This window comes from Sulfitobacter sediminivivens, assembly GCF_042611115.2.
Lineage (GTDB): Bacteria > Pseudomonadota > Alphaproteobacteria > Rhodobacterales > Rhodobacteraceae > Sulfitobacter > Sulfitobacter sediminivivens.
Genome location: NZ_JBHGAR020000012.1, coordinates 1 through 15227, shown reverse-complemented (window position 1 = coordinate 15227; position 15227 = coordinate 1). Strand labels below are relative to the sequence as shown.

General features: G+C 57.7%; 12 protein-coding genes and 1 tRNA gene. 4 read left to right on the top strand and 9 right to left on the bottom strand.

Features of this window, described 5'->3' with window-relative positions; translation table 11 throughout:
• From ACEWL3_RS13010 to ACEWL3_RS13000, 3 genes are read left to right on the top strand one after another with little or no spacing between them, the layout of a single operon-like run.
• Positions 1–951, top strand: coding sequence for a hypothetical protein (locus tag ACEWL3_RS13010; RefSeq protein ID WP_386182091.1), 951 nt, complete (start codon positions 1–3; stop codon positions 949–951).
• Positions 948–3461, top strand: a complete 2514-nt coding sequence (locus ACEWL3_RS13005; RefSeq protein WP_386182093.1) for a hypothetical protein — start codon at positions 948–950, stop codon at positions 3459–3461. The genes ACEWL3_RS13010 and ACEWL3_RS13005 overlap by 4 nt, the downstream gene beginning before the upstream one ends.
• Positions 3458–4291, top strand: a complete 834-nt coding sequence (locus ACEWL3_RS13000) for a glycosyltransferase family 2 protein (protein ID WP_386182095.1) — start codon at positions 3458–3460, stop codon at positions 4289–4291. The genes ACEWL3_RS13005 and ACEWL3_RS13000 overlap by 4 nt, the downstream gene beginning before the upstream one ends.
• On the opposite strand, the gene ACEWL3_RS12995 is transcribed toward ACEWL3_RS13000, so the two are convergent.
• From ACEWL3_RS12995 to ACEWL3_RS12955, 9 genes are all read right to left on the bottom strand, one after another.
• Positions 4288–5478 carry a glycosyltransferase family 4 protein gene (locus tag ACEWL3_RS12995; protein WP_386182097.1) on the bottom strand — a complete coding sequence of 397 codons (1191 nt, stop codon included), beginning with the start codon at positions 5476–5478 and terminating at the stop codon, positions 4288–4290. The genes ACEWL3_RS13000 and ACEWL3_RS12995 overlap by 4 nt on opposite strands.
• 67 nt (positions 5479–5545) lie before the next feature.
• Positions 5546–6802, bottom strand: a complete 1257-nt coding sequence (locus ACEWL3_RS12990) for a GumC domain-containing protein (protein ID WP_435000999.1) — start codon at positions 6800–6802, stop codon at positions 5546–5548.
• Positions 6803–6935: 133 nt separating this feature from the next.
• Entirely contained in the window at positions 6936–7871 is a 936-nt protein-coding gene (locus ACEWL3_RS12985) for a CpsD/CapB family tyrosine-protein kinase (protein WP_386182101.1), read from the bottom strand.
• A 47-nt stretch (positions 7872–7918) separates the two neighbouring features.
• Positions 7919–8692: a sugar transferase gene (locus tag ACEWL3_RS12980; RefSeq protein ID WP_386182103.1), complete on the bottom strand. Its 774-nt coding sequence runs from the start codon at positions 8690–8692 to the stop codon at positions 7919–7921.
• 699 nt (positions 8693–9391) lie between these two features.
• Positions 9392–9466: transfer RNA gene (locus ACEWL3_RS12975), tRNA-Glu, on the bottom strand.
• Between the two features lie 78 nt (positions 9467–9544).
• Entirely contained in the window at positions 9545–11284 is a 1740-nt protein-coding gene (recJ, locus tag ACEWL3_RS12970) for a single-stranded-DNA-specific exonuclease RecJ (protein ID WP_386182105.1), read from the bottom strand.
• 66 nt (positions 11285–11350) lie between these two features.
• Positions 11351–12313, bottom strand: coding sequence for a class II fructose-bisphosphatase (gene glpX, locus ACEWL3_RS12965; protein WP_386182107.1), 963 nt, complete (start codon positions 12311–12313; stop codon positions 11351–11353).
• Positions 12314–12527: 214 nt separating this feature from the next.
• On the bottom strand, positions 12528–13103 hold the full coding sequence (locus tag ACEWL3_RS12960) for an SRPBCC family protein (protein WP_386182109.1): 576 nt from the start codon (positions 13101–13103) through the stop codon (positions 12528–12530).
• A gap of 56 nt (positions 13104–13159) precedes the next feature.
• Positions 13160–14068, bottom strand: a complete 909-nt coding sequence (locus ACEWL3_RS12955; protein WP_386182111.1) for an aldo/keto reductase — start codon at positions 14066–14068, stop codon at positions 13160–13162.
• A gap of 159 nt (positions 14069–14227) precedes the next feature.
• On the opposite strand from ACEWL3_RS12955, the gene ACEWL3_RS12950 reads away from it, so the two are divergent.
• Positions 14228–15100: an AraC family transcriptional regulator gene (locus tag ACEWL3_RS12950; protein WP_386182113.1), complete on the top strand. Its 873-nt coding sequence runs from the start codon at positions 14228–14230 to the stop codon at positions 15098–15100.
• Positions 15101–15227 lie beyond the last annotated feature (127 nt).

Genomic DNA, 15227 nt, shown 5'->3' with positions numbered 1-15227 from the left:
ATGTTGCATCTCACGCGCCGTTCTGCTGTGGCCGGACTGGGGCTTGCGCTTGCGGGCGCGGGCGCTGTTGCGTGGCAATCCCGTCCAGATATCAGCGCCGAAAAAGCGCGGGCGCTTTATGCTCAACCTTTGATGAAGCCCGCTGGTGCATTGAAGGTCTTTCACCTCGGCCATTCGCTTGTGGGCCGTGATATGCCTGCGATGCTGGCGCAACTTGCGGGGCCTGAGCATACCTACAAAAGTCAGTTGGGATGGGGCACATCGCTAAAGCAGCATTGGGAACCGGACCAAGTCATCAACGGATTTGCAGAAGAAAACAAGCGTCCCCATTTCCGCGCAGCCAAACAGGCGATCGGGTCGGGTGCGTTTGATGCGGTGGTGGTCACCGAAATGGTCGAGATTGCCGATGCGATCCGCTATCACGATGCCGCCACCTATCTTGCGCGCTGGGCAGAGCTGGCGTGGGACGCAAACCCGCGCACCCGTATCTATCTTTACGAGACCTGGCACCACACTGATGATGGCAATGGCTGGCTGACCCGGATCGATAGGGATCTGCGCAAATACTGGCTGGGGCAGGTCAAATATCCGGCTTTGACCCGCACAGACGCACCAATCCATCTTATCCCGGCGGGGCAGGTCATGGCCGCTTTTGTGCGGGCGGCACAGGCTTCGGGTGGGACGCCGGGGATCACCACTTTGCATGACTTGTTTGCCAGGCGGGACGATGGCACGCCCGACACGATCCATTTCAACGATCTGGGGGCGTATCTGGTCGCGTTGACGCATTTCGCCGTGCTCTATCATCGCAATCCTGTGGGCCTGCCCTACGCTTTGTTGCGCGCGGATGGCACCAACGCGCATGCGCCCGACCCTCAGACAGCGCAGTTGATGCAGCAGGTGGTCTGGGATGTCATCCAGCGTCACCCCGAAACCGGCGTTGCGGCATGAGCGGTCTTGGCCCCATTTTGTCGATCCTGATGGTGGGTCACAGCCTGTTTGGGAGTGCTGGTCCGGATATGCTGCAAGCGGCGCTCAGCGAAGGGCAGGGCCAGGGGCGTGTTCAGGCGCAGATCATAAACGGCGCGCCGCTGCGCTATAACTGGGAACAATCAGCCAATGCCGAAGGCGTCGATGCGCGTGCGTTGTTGCCCGAAGGCGGCATATCTCATCTGATTTTGACAGAGGCTGTCCCACTGGCCAATCACACCCGGTGGTCTGATACGGAAGTCTATGCACAGGCGTTTTTTGGTCTGGCTGTGTCGGCGAACCCAGCCACCAAGGTCTATTTGCAGGAAACCTGGCACAGTCGGAACAGTGGCACCGGCGTCGCGGTTGATGACGACGCGCAGGCCCATGTGCCTTGGCGAGCGCGTCTGGATCAGGATCTGCCGGTCTGGCAAGGGATCGTGACATCGGTTGCGGCGGGCAATCGGACCGAAACCGCAAGCATCACGCTGATCCCGGCAGGACAGGCGATGGCACGTCTTTACGATGAAATTGCTGCAGACAGGGTGCCGGGCATCAGCGACATCGGCGCGCTATTTGCCGATGATATTCACCTCAATGATCTGGGCCACTACTTTGTGGCGATGGTGCAATATGCGAGCCTGACCGGCGAAAGCCCACAGGGCCTGACGAATGCGTTCAATGACCGCTGGGGCAAGTCATTTGACGCGCCCGGCCCCGTTTTGGCCCGCAATCTGCAACGTATCGCATGGGACGCGGTACGCGGCTATGACGGTGCTGTGGTGGCACCCCAGCCATCTGAGGCACCTGCACGGGCGGCGAGTGCGCCGGGCGCGCCCACGGGCCCGCCCGCAAATATTTTGCAAGTACCCGAAGGTGCCGCGCCGGGCAGTGGCAACGTCGGCATCGGACTGGCCAGCATCGCAGATTGGAGCACCCAGCAGCCCTTCATCGACGTGATGAAAACCGCACGGTCTTGGCTTGGGCATAGACCCGGCGCATACGGCGGCATGGAATATGCCGAACTGGTCGCCGGCGGCTATCTGAACCCCGATGGCTGGCCGGTCAGAATGCCGCCTGACCTCAGCAGCATCGGGACGTTGATCTTGACTGACATGCCAGAAGCGGCGGTATCGCTTGAAGGTCGTTACCTCTTGCGGTTCGACGGCACCGGCGTGATCGAGGTGGCGGGGCGCGCGCAAAACGTTCGGTATGGCGCGGGCGAAGTGACGTTTGATTACACGCCCGGCCCCGGCAGTGTCGATATCCGCGTGCAACGGATCAACACGACCGACCCGCCGCGCAATATCTCGGTGATCAAGCTCGACAATGCCGCGCGCCTTGATCAAGGCGCGACTTTCAACCCGGCATGGAGTGCCCGCATCGGCGGCTTTCGGGTGCTGCGGTTTATGGACTGGATGCAGACCAACAATGCGACCGTATCAACTTGGGCGGATCGGCCGGAACCCGGTGATGTGAGCTTTGCCTCTGGTGTGCCGGTCGAAGTGATGGTGGCCCTTGCCAATGAGTTGGAAACGGACGCTTGGTTTAACATGCCGCATCTGGCGGATGATGATTATGTCCGCCGCTTTGCAACTTATGTGCGGGACAATCTGGACCCCAAACTGACCACCTATGTCGAGTTTTCGAACGAGGTCTGGAACTGGCAATTTGATCAGGCAGTCTGGGCCGATGTGCAGTCACTGGCGCGATGGGACCAAAAAGACAAATGGATGCAGTATTACGGGTTGCGTGCAGCCGAGGTAGCGCGGATCTGGTCCGATGTTTTTGGCGATCAGGGCGACGCGCGATTGGTCAATTTGATCTCCAGCCAGACGGGGTGGCTCGGTCTGGAAACCGAAGCACTTGATGCGCCGCTGGTTCAGGCCGAAGGGCTTGCTGCCCCGGCAGATGCGTTCGATGCCTATGCGGTGACGGGATATTTTGGTGGGATATTGGGTGTCGATGACCGACAGCCGGTGGTGAAAGACTGGTTGGATGAAAGCCGCACCCGCGCACGGGCAGCCGCCAAGACCAAAGGACTGTCGGGCGCAACGGCGCAGGAATATGTAGCGCTTCATCGGTTTGATCATGCCACGGCACTTGCGGGCCGTGATCTTTATGACGGGGCGGTCAGTGATGATGTCAATGACACTGTGGCGGATTTGATAGGCCGTGTTTGGCCCTATCATGCGGCCGTTGCGCGTGCGCGGGGGTTGGATTTGATTGTCTATGAGGGCGGCAGTCACGTTGTGGGTCTGGGTGCCCAGGTTGATGATGCTGATCTGACGGCGTTCTTCCAACATATCAACTATTCGACAGAGATGGGGACGCTGTACGCAACGCTGTTGGCGGGATGGCAGGCCATTGGCGGGCAGTTATTCGTCGCCTATTCGGATGTCTATGCGCCGACCAAGTGGGGATCATGGGGGGGCTTGCGGCATCTGGATGATGAAAATCCCCGATGGGATGCTTTGGTCGCGGTTCAATGAAGATGCTCAGCATCCTGATTCCCGCGCATAATGAGGCGGGGTATTTGCCTGATTGTATTGAGGCGCTGCTGGCATCGGATCTGGTCGACCTCTCCGTCGAGGTGATCGTGATTGCCAACGGCTGTACCGACAACACAGCCAAGATCGCTCAAACGTTCAAAGAACGGCTCATGTCAAAAGGCTGGGCGCTTGTGGTGTTGGACATCGCCCAGGGTGGCAAGGCGATCGCACTTAACGCGGGCGACAAGGCAGCGCAGGGGGATGTGCTGATCTATCTGGATGCGGATGTGCAGGTCTCGCCACCGTTGATTGCGCAATTGGCACAGGTATTGGACACCGGGATGCCGCGCTATGCCAGTGGCCAGCCGAACGTGACAGTTGGGACAAGCGTTGTCACGCGCCACTATATGCGGTTCTGGCGCACGGTGCCGTTTATGACATTGGGCGTGCCGGGATTTGGGGTCTTTGCGATGAACCGGGCAGGGAGGGCGCGCTGGGCGGCGTGGCCCGATATCATCTCGGATGATACATTTGCCCGGCTCAATTTTACCCCCGAAGAACGGAAGTCGGTATCGGCGCACTATGACTGGCCAATGATCGAAGGATTTGCCGCATTGGTGCAGGTGCGTCGGCGGCAGGACGCGGGTGTGGCGGAGATTGCCGAACGGTATCCCGCTTTGATGATCAATGCCGATGCCAAGAGGGGTGGTGCACCGCTGTGGCTGCGTGCCTTTCGTGATCCGGTTGCCTTTGCCGTGTTCATGATTGTGCGCGGCGTCGCACGGATGCCGATCCTGCGCAGTGAAAGCAAATGGGCGCGCGGGCGTTAGCGGCGAATGAGGTTCGCAAGCTTGGCGGCTTCTTTGCCCGCATCGTGGCGTTCAAAGACCCGCCCGCGGCCAGCTGCGCCCATTTTTGAAAGCCTGGTCAGCGGTGCGGTCGCAAAGTCATCAATCGCTTGCGCTAGCGCGTGTACATCCCCCGCCGGGACCAGCCATCCGGTCTTGCCATTCAGCACCAGTTCGGGTGTGCCCGCCACATAGGTGGCAATTACCGGACGAGCGGCGGCCATGGCCTCCATCACCACCATCGGCAGCCCTTCGGCAAAGCTTGGCATGATCAGCCCGTGTGCTGCGTCGAGTTCCGCGCGAATGCGCGTTTCATCCACCCATCCGGTCAGCGTGATCCGATCCGCAAGCCTGTGACTGGCAATCAAGGCTTCGATTTGTCCGCGCATTTCGCCATCGCCAATCAGTATCAGATGGATGTCCTTGCTGGTAGCTTGTGCGACAGCGTCAATCAGCGACAGCTGGCCCTTTTGCTCAACAAACCGACCTATGGCGACAAGGCGGCGGGTGCCTTTTTTCAGGGGTTCTGTCTGGTCAAAACGGTCCGGCTCAATCCCGCAATGCACGACTTCGATGCGATCCCAGTCATCGGGATCGGCCCAGCGACACAGCTGGCTGCGGCCGAATTGACTTATCGCGACAGTAAAGGCGGCATGGTGCACTTTGGTCCCCAAGGACAACGCCAACGGGCTGTCGAACTCTTCGGGACCGTGCACTGTAAAGGAATATTCCGGTCCCCCCAGCAAATGCGCCAACATCGCGACGGCGGCAGCATTGGTGCCAAAATGGGCATGGACATGAGACAGGGTTTCGGCCTCGCAGCGCCCCGCAACATAACAGGCTTCTGCAAGATAAACTAGATGGCGCAGCACGCCCACATTGGACGCGCGGCCCATTTTCCAGCTCACCTGAACCGCCGCAAAGAAGGCAGCAGTATCTTTGCGCAGCATCTGCCAGACCGCCCCGGCAATTGCGCCAACCCCTTGGGACAGTACGTATTCTGTCTTGCCAACCTCGGCTTTGTCCTGAGGATCAACCAAGGCGTCCGTGGGTGCGCGCATGGCAAACCGAAGCACCTCGTGACCAGCGGCTTCGAGCGCACGTATTTCACGGCGAATAAAACTATGTGAAGGTTGCGGGTAGGTGTTGAGGATGTAGGCGATTTTCAAAAGACGATCCTTTGTCCGGTCGCAGTGCACGGTGCGCGTCGGGTAAGTTGGCGACTTCCGGGCGAGGTTACGCTTTGGCTGCCTGCGCCTTGCGTGCCATGCGGGCGGTTCGCCCCTTGAGTTTCACAGCTTCGGCAATCACGATCACAGGGCGCAGCCCGGTTTCCCGTTCCATCTGGCGCGCAGTGCGCAGGACGGGATGGCGTAAGTCAAGCAAGAATGCCAAGGCAATCGCCGCGATGACCGAAGCCATGCCACCGAGAAGCGCCACGATTTTCCGACTGCGGGTGTACGGATAATCCGGCACTTGCGCCTCTTCGAGGGTGATCAGGCGCTCACCCCGCGCGGCGGCCTCCAGCGAAAAACCAACCTCTGCCTCGTTACGGCGGGTCGATATGACCTCAAGCTGGTCCTGAAGCTGATCCATCCGGCGGTCGAAACTGGCCAATGTGCGGTCAATTTCGGGCGAGGTTTGCAGGCTTTCCTTGAGGGCTGTGCGCCGCTCATTCAGGAGGGTGCGTTGTGATGTCAGGCTGGCAAGCTGCGCATCAATTTCGTCTTCCAGCCGTTTGACCGTGGCCGCCCGCGCAGAGGGGTCAAATCGGGTGCGCGCCAGTTGGGCCGCAATGATGTCGCGGTCCAGAGCCAGTATCGCAGTGTTCAGACTGGAAATTTCGTCGCGGCGAAAGGCAAGGCTGCCTTCGATAGACAGATCATTTTTGCTCCGAAAGGCTTGGAGCTCTTGCTCAAGTGCGGCGATGTCACGCACAATGTTGGCTTCTTGCCTTTCAAAGAATTCCAAGGTTTCGCGGGTCTGTTCCTCGCGCTGGGTGGCGGACAGGGCGCGGGTCCGGTTGGCAAACTCATGAGCCACCGCCTGCGCCTGTTCGGCGCTGTCCATTTCGGCAGTGATTGTCAGGACGGAAATGGTGCCGTCATCAGCAAACCCTTCCCGTGCCGCGGCAACGCCTGTGATCGTGACCGCGCTGCGCAGCAAGTCCACCTTTTCGGACAGCCGTAGCCCCGATGCGTTCTCATAAAGGCCAAATTTATCGATCATCCCGATCAGGTTATCGCGGGCCATCAGTTGTTGTTCAATCAACTGCAGGCGGCGCGCAGATGAGCCTTCGACCGTTGATGGGGCGAGGTCATTGGCGATTGTGGGCTGTTCAATCTGAATGACTTCGGCGGATTGATACATATGTTGTTGCATCAGGGCAAAAACGACAGAAACGATGCATCCCAAGAAGATCACACTTAGGATCAGCCGCGCCCGGCGGCGCAACAAATCCAGAAAGTCATCCAGCGAATAGATCGGACCCATCAGCCTGCGTATCCCAATATCGATGAGTTCGGGTGCACGCACCCGCAAGACCCGGTTTTGACCCGTTTAAACCATAGCAATCCGGTGATCATAGTGCTTCCTACATACTTCCAACAGGGGTTCAGACGGCGGATCAGGTGTACCGGACAATGCTTGAACGGCGCGCCCGGTTTAATACAACGCCCAACAAAGGCACCTGCCCATCCAACATCTGTTCGCATTCGGTCAGCTGGCGTGCGGTTGTCTGGGTCCCGTCTGACACCAGCAAAACGCCATCTAGATGGGGCAAAAAGGCGGACACATCATCAAAAGCCAACATCGGCGGCATATCATAGATCACAATCTCGGGCTGCAAGGCTGTTTGCATCTGTTGCAACGTCCGTATCGTGGTTGCGTTCTGAAGTGTTTCGGCGGCAAGTTCATGTGGTCCACTGCTCAGTCCGAGCGCCAATGTGTCAGTGCATCGGACCAAATGCTCGGCCATCGCGGTGCTGCCGTCCAGATACCTCTGCAGTGGACCACGCGCTTGTATGTCAACGGCTGCTGCGACGCCGGGATTTCGCATGTTAAAATCCATCAAGATTGAACGTGACCCGGTAATGCGCGACAGGCTGAGCGCCAGATTGACTGCCGTAAAGGTCGTGCCGCATCCGGTGGTCGGGGCGGTCACGGCGATGTTGGTCCAGCCATGTTCCTGCGCGGTCTGGCGCAGACGTGTGCGCAGCACATCAAAGGCATGGGCATCGCTATGACCAAGATCGCCGTCGATGGCGGTTTTGGTCGTGGTGTGCGTGCCACTTCTGCCCGGCGCTTCGAGCCTCAGGTCTTGCCAACGCGTATCTTCGGCAGATTTGACAAACGATGGCTTTTCCGGGGCTACGGCAGATAGTTCAAGCAGTCGCCTTTGCGACTGTTCATTCATGATATGACGAGGTCGAATGCCGTGGCGCATTCCGCTGAGAAAGGCAGGCGGTCTTTTGCCTCGGACCGTCGCATCCTGCGATGGTTTGGATGTTTCAGCGACAGGATAATTATCCTTCATTGCATCCCACTTTGGCGGTTTGGACATGCGTTAATCTTACACCTGATCTGTACTGATCCACAATAAGTCTCGCCTTAATATCCGGTCCGGCGCAGGACCACACCGATCGTCTTGTAGAGCACAGTAAGATCCAAATTGAACGAAATTTCGCGTAGATATTCCGCATCAACTTCGTTGCGATGAGAGAGCCGAGTGTTGTCGCGTGCAGACACCTGCCATAAACCTGTAACGCCGGGTCTGAGAGCGAAATAGGCGTCCGAATCACCGTACATGGACAATTGCTCCGGCATCATCGGGCGTGGCCCGACAAGGCTCATATCACCTTTCAAGACATTGAAAAGTTGTGGAAGTTCATCCATGGACGTGGCGCGCAGGAAGTGACCAACGCGGGTGACGCGCGGGTCGTCCCGTAGTTTTTGCAATTCGTCCCATTCACGCCGACGGGCCGGATCGGAAGCCAGATAGGCCTCCAGCACCGCATCCGCATCGCGCACCATCGTGCGCAATTTCAGAATTTTGAAGCGTTTGCCGTTTTTTCCCAGACGTTCTTGTGTGTAAAAGGGTGACCCGCCCTCGACCCAAAGCGCAATAGCGCAAAATGCTATAAACGGGATCGAAAAGGGCAGGGTGAGAAGGACGATAAGCCCATCCAGCAGCGGTTTGACCAAGCCACGATAAAAACCGCTCGCTTCGGCTTTGCGGGAAACCGCACCGTCCCAGACATAGCTGCGGCGTACCGACGACACGGCAAACCGTTCAGACCTTAGAATTGCGGGATTGCTATCAGCAGGTAATGCGCCAAATTCAAACTGGCCATACCCCAGTTGGTTCGTCTTAAAACTATTCATGATAACCCCTCCAGGGCGTATCGCTACTCTTTACTCTCAACTACGCGTTAATCCTAACTGCGCTCTGCATAGTTCCAACAACGGAAACGGTGACCCAGCGGAAGCTCAAATCACGTGCTCTATACATTACGTTCAGCTCACTCCGATGGTTAACCTAACGTCAACCTGTCATCGCGATTTCGTGATCGAGAACATTTCCATCACGAGTTCACTGGACCAACTGCCACATTGATAACAGTTTTTGACCGCAATTGAGGCAATTTCTTTGAAACAAACTGTTTCTTCTAAGGCACAAAAGGCATTCCCTCTATGCGTGTATGTTTATGGGATTAAAGAAGAATTCGCTCTGAATCCGATCTGACACATACCGAATCCGGCGGAAACACCGTTATCGCCAGATGCTGATTGAATGATCTGAGGACCGCATGGGTCGGACGGTATGAATTGCTGATGAGAGTATGAATTTTATTCGATAGATCGCAGGTGGTCCTTCTATTTTCATGGATCAAAGGATGTCACGGGACGATCAGAGGTTTGGGTATGCGTCAGGCAGTAGCCTGTTTGCGCATGACTGACATGGGCAGGGCAGTACCTGACGGAGGACAAAGCCCAAGCATCGCTAATATGTGCAGTGGTATGGCCTATAGAGGGCAGCCTGCGTTCAGAAGCGCATTCAAAACAACAGATCAAATGGAAAAGTGGCAGCCCGTAGGGGAGTCGAACCCCTCTTTTCAGGTTGAAAACCTGACGTCCTAACCGATAGACGAACGGGCCACTGGTCGTGAGCGGTTCTTTAGGTAAATGACGCGTAGGGTGCAAGCAGAAATTTCCCGTTGATGACAGAAATTGTATTCAGGCCGCACTGGCATCCTCAAGCCTGAGCTGCACAGAACGTTTGCCCCGCCAGGTATTGATATCCAGCCGCCCGGCCAGATGAAACCTTGCACCGCCATGATTTTCCATCGCAGGGCCAAGCGGGCCATCATATGCACCAAAGGCGATCGCGTCCATCGTGGCCCCCAAACCGTCGCCAAAAGTGACCTTGAGGTGGTTTTCGCCCACCCGTTTGGCAAAGCGGATCTGCATGTCGGAAAAGACAAACCGCGGGGCAGGGGCCGCAGCCCCAAATGGTCCGGCTTCCTCAATCTTTTCGACCAGTTCAACCGTCGCGGCACCCGGCATCAACAGACCAGTTACCGCAAGTTCAGATGGCCCGGCCAGATGCGCGCCTTGTTTTGCCAATAGCTCGCCAAGGCGCGCCATGGCCGCGTCCAGCTTGTCCTCGGCCACGGTCAGCCCGGCGGCCATCTTGTGACCGCCCCCTTTGATCAGCAACCCTTCGGCCGCGAGCCTTTGGATGGGTGCACCAAGGTCGATGCCAGAAACAGACCGACCAGACCCTTTGCCAATGCCGTCCTCGACCCCGATCACCACCGCAGGTCGGTTTGATGCTTCTTTCAGCCGCGCAGCGACGATGCCGACCACACCGGGGTGCCAGCCGGGCCCCGATGCCCAGACGAGCGGTGCGTCAAATCCGCGTTCCTCAGCCTGAGCCAGGGCCGCAGCACGCACCGACGCTTCAACATCCCGGCGGTCGGTGTTTAATGCGTCAAGGCGTTCGGCCAGCGCGGCCGCCTCGTGCGGATCGTTCGTCGCCAAAAGCCGTGCGCCCAGATCGGCCTGACCAATGCGCCCGCCTGCATTGATGCGCGGGCCCAGCAGGAATCCCAGATGATAGGATGTGGGTGCCGTATCCATGCGCGCAACATCGGCCAGCGCCGCAAGCCCGACCCGCGCCCGCTGCGCCATAATCCGCAGGCCCTGGCGCACAAAGGCGCGATTGACACCGATCAAAGGGGCCACGTCGGCAACTGTTGCAAGGGCCACCAAATCAAGCAGGCCCATCAGGTCCGGTCCCTTGCGATCGCTCTCCCGAAGGTGCCGGCCCGCCTCGACCAACATCAAAAATACCACAGCGGCTGCACATAGATGTGCAGATGCGCCATCTTCGTCTTGCCGGTTCGGGTTTACAACCGCCAGCGCATCCGGCAGCACCTCACCTCCCAAATGGTGATCCAGCACAATCACATCTGCGCCCCTTGCCGCTGCTATCGGTCCATGGGACAAGGTACCGCAATCGACGCAAACAATCAGATCATGATCTGTTGCAAGGGCTGCCATGGCCTCTTCATTCGGGCCATAGCCTTCGTCGATGCGGTCAGGAACATAAAGCGTGGCATTGTGACCCATGTCTCGCAGCCAAACCAGCAGCAATGCCGCAGAAGAGCCGCCATCGACATCGTAATCGGCAAAAACAGCAATACGTTGCCGCCCGTCAAGGGCGCTCAGAAACCGGCGCGCTGCGCTTTCCATGTCTTTCAGCGACCTTGGATCAGGCAACAGATCCCGTATCGAGGGGGCAAGAAATGCGTCAGCTTCCGGTGGGGCGACACCGCGTCGCGCCAGCACCTGACACACGGGCTCCGGCAGGTCGGTTCGCTGCGCCAACACCTCGGCTGCGCGTTCCACATCGACGCCGGGACCAACCCAACGCCGCCCGGTCAGGGATGTCTCAACGCCCAGATACGCCATGACCATCCCTCATTTCACCCTTTTACAAATACCGTCCGACATATGCAGCAGCCACCGGCCTCTGCGTTATTCCACCGGTGTGCGATAGTTCATGCGCCGCACCGATCCGGTTTTGGACCGCATGATCAGGGTTTCCGTGGTCATCCAGCCGACTTCGCGTTTGACGCCCGGTACCAGATTGCCATCCGTCACCCCCGTGGCGGCAAAGATGACATCTTCGGTCACCATCTCGTCGCGACGATAAATGCGGTCGAAATCGGTGATGCCCGCTTTGGTGGCGCGGCCGCGTTCGTCGTCGTTGCGGAACATCAGGCGTCCATACATCTGACCGCCCATACATTTCAGCGCGGCTGCGGCCAACACGCCCTCAGGCGCACCGCCCTGGCCCATATACATGTCAATGCCCGTGGAAGGATCTGCGCAATGCATGACCCCGGCCACATCGCCATCGGTGATCAGCCGGATCGCCGCCCCCGTGGCACGCACCTCAGCGATCATCGTCTCGTGGCGGGGGCGTTCCAGAATGCACACGGTGATGTCGCCCGGATCACATTTCCTGGCCTTGGCCAGTGCCGTGACGCGCTGACCCGGCGACATATCCAGTGTCACCACATCCGTCTTGTATCCCGGACCAATCGCCAGCTTGTCCATATACACATCCGGCGCATGCAGCATCGAGCCGCGCGGCCCCATCGCAATCACCGTCAGGGCATTCGGCATGTCCTTTGCCGTCAGCGTGGTTCCTTCCAATGGGTCCAGCGCAATGTCGACACCGGGGCCATTGCCGGTTCCGACCTCTTCGCCAATGAACAACATCGGTGCCTCATCGCGTTCGCCTTCGCCGATCACCACGACACCGGCAATATCAAGCAGGTTCAGCTGCTCTCGCATCGCATTGACCGCCGCCTGATCCGCGGCCTTTTCGTCACCTTTACCGATCAGCTTGGCCGATGCCAACGCGGCGGCCTCAGACACGCGGGCAAGGCCCAGCGACAACATGCGATCTTGAAATTGGGCAGTGAGGGTCATGGGGCAGGGTCCTTAGTATTGGTATTTCATGTTTCGTCTAGCGCTCAGGGGGGATTGATACAAGGTTTGGTGTTGGTTTGCAGGGTTTGGGGATAACTGGTGAATGTCGGCGGTGAGCCCAAACCTCCAGTTTTCTGCATCGCGGTGAAGGTCAACTTTGACCGAAGTGGCGCGAAAACCTATCTGACAGCTTCGCGCCACATAACACTGGTGCTTAGTTCTCGACGGCGGCTTTTAGCTCCGCATTGAAGGTTTGATACATCGGCAACAACTGAACCACAAAGTTCGCCGCATAGGGGTTGTCGACGATCTCGTCGGACTGGACGAACAGGGTCTGATCACCACAGGCTTCAACCCGATAGAGGTGGTTGTCGTGACCGCCGCCGTTGTCCTCGGGGAACGGGTCGGACCAGCCGAATGATTGGCCATCTTCATAGATAAGCGTGTGAGGTATTTCCATCAAATTGGGTTCACCGTTCTCATCGGTGCCAAAGATAAAGGTGATGGTCACGCTGCCGCCGTCTTGGATGTCACCGGTCATGCCCTGCAATGTCGCGGTGCTCCAGCTTGCCACATCGTCGAAGTCGGTCAGGGTCGTCCAGACATCCTCAGGGGCAGCATTAATAAGCGCCGATGTGTCGACTGTCGCATGAGTCGGGCTGAGTTGGGCGATGCTGCCGCTCATCAGACGCGCATTGCAGGGCGTGTCTGCCGCCAATGGTGTGCTGAACGCGATTGCAAGCAATGGGGCGGCAAATGCGGTTGAGATGTAGGGCAATAAACTATTCATGGTGCTTCCAATTGAGTTTGTGTTTCCTTTTTTTGATGTGTTGGGTGACCCCGCGGCTACTTGCTGGGGTCACCCGTCGCCCAAGCCACGCCATCACCGCGATCCATTGTCGCCATCTGCGCCATGTCGGCATCGTCGATGGTGAAATCGAACAGATCCAAGTTTTGCGCCATCCGGTCTGGATTCAGGCTTTTGGGCAGGACGGCATAACCGTTCTGTACGCCCCATCGCAGCAAGAGCTGTGCTTCAGACACGCCGTACTTCTGTGCCATATCTTTGAAGACGGCACCATCTGCTTTCATGTCATCCGTCTTGGCACTGTCTTGACCGGGCTCTGTGCGCCAAGTGGAAAGCGGGACAAGGCTGCTATAGGCAATCGGTGCGATGTTGTGCCGGGCCATATGGGCAAGCAGGCCGGGTTTCTGGGACCAAGGATGCAATTCGATCTGGTTGGCATCTGGCATCGGCAGGCCAGCGGCGCTGATCTCGTCAAGGTGGCCTTCGTTGAAGTTGCTCACGCCAATGGAACGGGCCTTGCCGCTGGCTTGCAATTCCAGCAAGGCGCGCCACTGTTCAAGGCGCATGTCGCCGCCGTAGGGTGCGTGGATCAGATAGAGGTCCACATAATCCAAACCCAGACGCGACAGGCTTGCGGCGCATTCTTCAAGGGTTTGCGCACCGGTTTTGGGCGCGTCGCCCCAGGCAGGGTTTCCGGGCCAAAGCTTGGCCGTGACGAACAGATCAGCACGCGATAGCCCTTCGGCCTGAAGCCCTTTTCTGATCCCGGCCCCAACCGTTTCCTCGTTGCGATAACCAGAGGCCGTGTCGATGTGACGGTAGCCTAATGTGATTGCCGAACTGATTGCGGTTTCAGCATCGTCGTTCGAGATAAGATATGTACCGAACCCGACCGTTGGGATTGAGGTGTCAGAGTTCAGGGCGAACATGGTTTGTGGTCTAGACATGCAGTGCTCCATTCTTGTGTCATGTTGAGAGGAAGCTACGTGCGTGGCGACGATCCGTCCTGCCAATTTTTCCGGAATTTCTGCCGATTCCTCCGAATCGTTGGGAAATTGCGTGATCTCACGGAACACTCCTGATACGGATCGGTAGAGGAGACGCCGATGACGTTTGAGAGATTACAGCACCTGTCAGCAGAGCTTTCAGTCCGCGAAACAGCACGTTCGGGTAGAATCCTTCCTGCTGCGCACATATTTCAACGCGACGAAATTACAGCGTTCGAGGCTGTCGTCTATAACCCTGTTATTTGTCTGATCCTACAGGGACGAAAAGAAATGAACGTCGGGAAGCAATGCGTTGAACTTGGCGAAGGGTATGCGCTTTTGGTCAGCCATGACTTGCCCGTGACGTCGAAAATCACACAAGCCAGTGCCGACGCCCCATACCGCGCACTTATCCTGTCACTGGATTTAGGTATTTTGCGCAGCCTTTATGAACAGGTCGGTGAAGCGGTGTCTGACGCGCATGATGCAAGGTCACTCTCGGCAAGTGTCGCTGATCCCGCATGGGTCGATCCAATTCTGCGCTATCTGGAATTGATGGACGCACCCCTTGATGCGCAGGTCCTCGGTCCGATGATCTTGAAAGAAATCCACTACCGTCTTTTGTTGTCGCCGATTGGCGGCATGTTGCGGAACCTGTTGTCGGTCGATAGCCATGCCAGCCGTATCGCCAAATCCATCCAACAGATCAGGACCAATTTTCGAGAGCCGTTGGTTGTGGGTGAACTGGCCGAAGTGGCGGGGATGAGCCAGTCGTCGTTTCACGAGCACTTCAAGTCTGTGACTGGCACTTCACCGTTGCAGTATCAAAAAGAACTACGGATGATCGAGGCGCGCGCCTTGTTGGAGCGCGGTGTCCCTTCTGTATCGGTCGCAGGATTTGAAGTCGGCTATGAGAGCTCCTCGCATTTCAGTCGCGACTACTCCCGCAAATTTGGTTGCTCCCCCAAACACCACCTCGCGCGGGCATCTTAGTTTACTTCTGCGGTGAGCAAAGCAGCCATCCAAACAAAATAGGTCAACGGCGGCTTTGTCCTGTGTGGATGTCTCCTGCAAAGCAAGACATTTTTGAAGCCATTGGCAATTTGTCAGATACGGTCTT

Bases quoted from the DNA above. Each gene is read 5' to 3' on its own strand.
- ACEWL3_RS13005 (WP_386182093.1), top strand. From the start codon at position 948: ATGAGCGGTCTTGGCCCCATTTTGTCGATCCTGATGGTGGGTCACAGC.
- ACEWL3_RS12950 (WP_386182113.1), top strand. From the start codon at position 14,228: ATGACGTTTGAGAGATTACAGCACCTGTCAGCAGAGCTTTCAGTCCGC.
- ACEWL3_RS12980 (WP_386182103.1), bottom strand. From the start codon at position 8,692: ATGAATAGTTTTAAGACGAACCAACTGGGGTATGGCCAGTTTGAATTT.
- ACEWL3_RS12955 (WP_386182111.1), bottom strand. From the start codon at position 14,068: ATGTCTAGACCACAAACCATGTTCGCCCTGAACTCTGACACCTCAATC.
- ACEWL3_RS12990 (WP_435000999.1), bottom strand. From the start codon at position 6,802: ATGGGTCCGATCTATTCGCTGGATGACTTTCTGGATTTGTTGCGCCGC.
- ACEWL3_RS12960 (WP_386182109.1), bottom strand. From the start codon at position 13,103: ATGAATAGTTTATTGCCCTACATCTCAACCGCATTTGCCGCCCCATTG.
- ACEWL3_RS13010 (WP_386182091.1), top strand. From the start codon at position 1: ATGTTGCATCTCACGCGCCGTTCTGCTGTGGCCGGACTGGGGCTTGCG.
- ACEWL3_RS13000 (WP_386182095.1), top strand. From the start codon at position 3,458: ATGAAGATGCTCAGCATCCTGATTCCCGCGCATAATGAGGCGGGGTAT.
- recJ (WP_386182105.1), bottom strand. From the start codon at position 11,284: ATGGCGTATCTGGGCGTTGAGACATCCCTGACCGGGCGGCGTTGGGTT.
- ACEWL3_RS12985 (WP_386182101.1), bottom strand. From the start codon at position 7,871: ATGTCCAAACCGCCAAAGTGGGATGCAATGAAGGATAATTATCCTGTC.
- glpX (WP_386182107.1), bottom strand. From the start codon at position 12,313: ATGACCCTCACTGCCCAATTTCAAGATCGCATGTTGTCGCTGGGCCTT.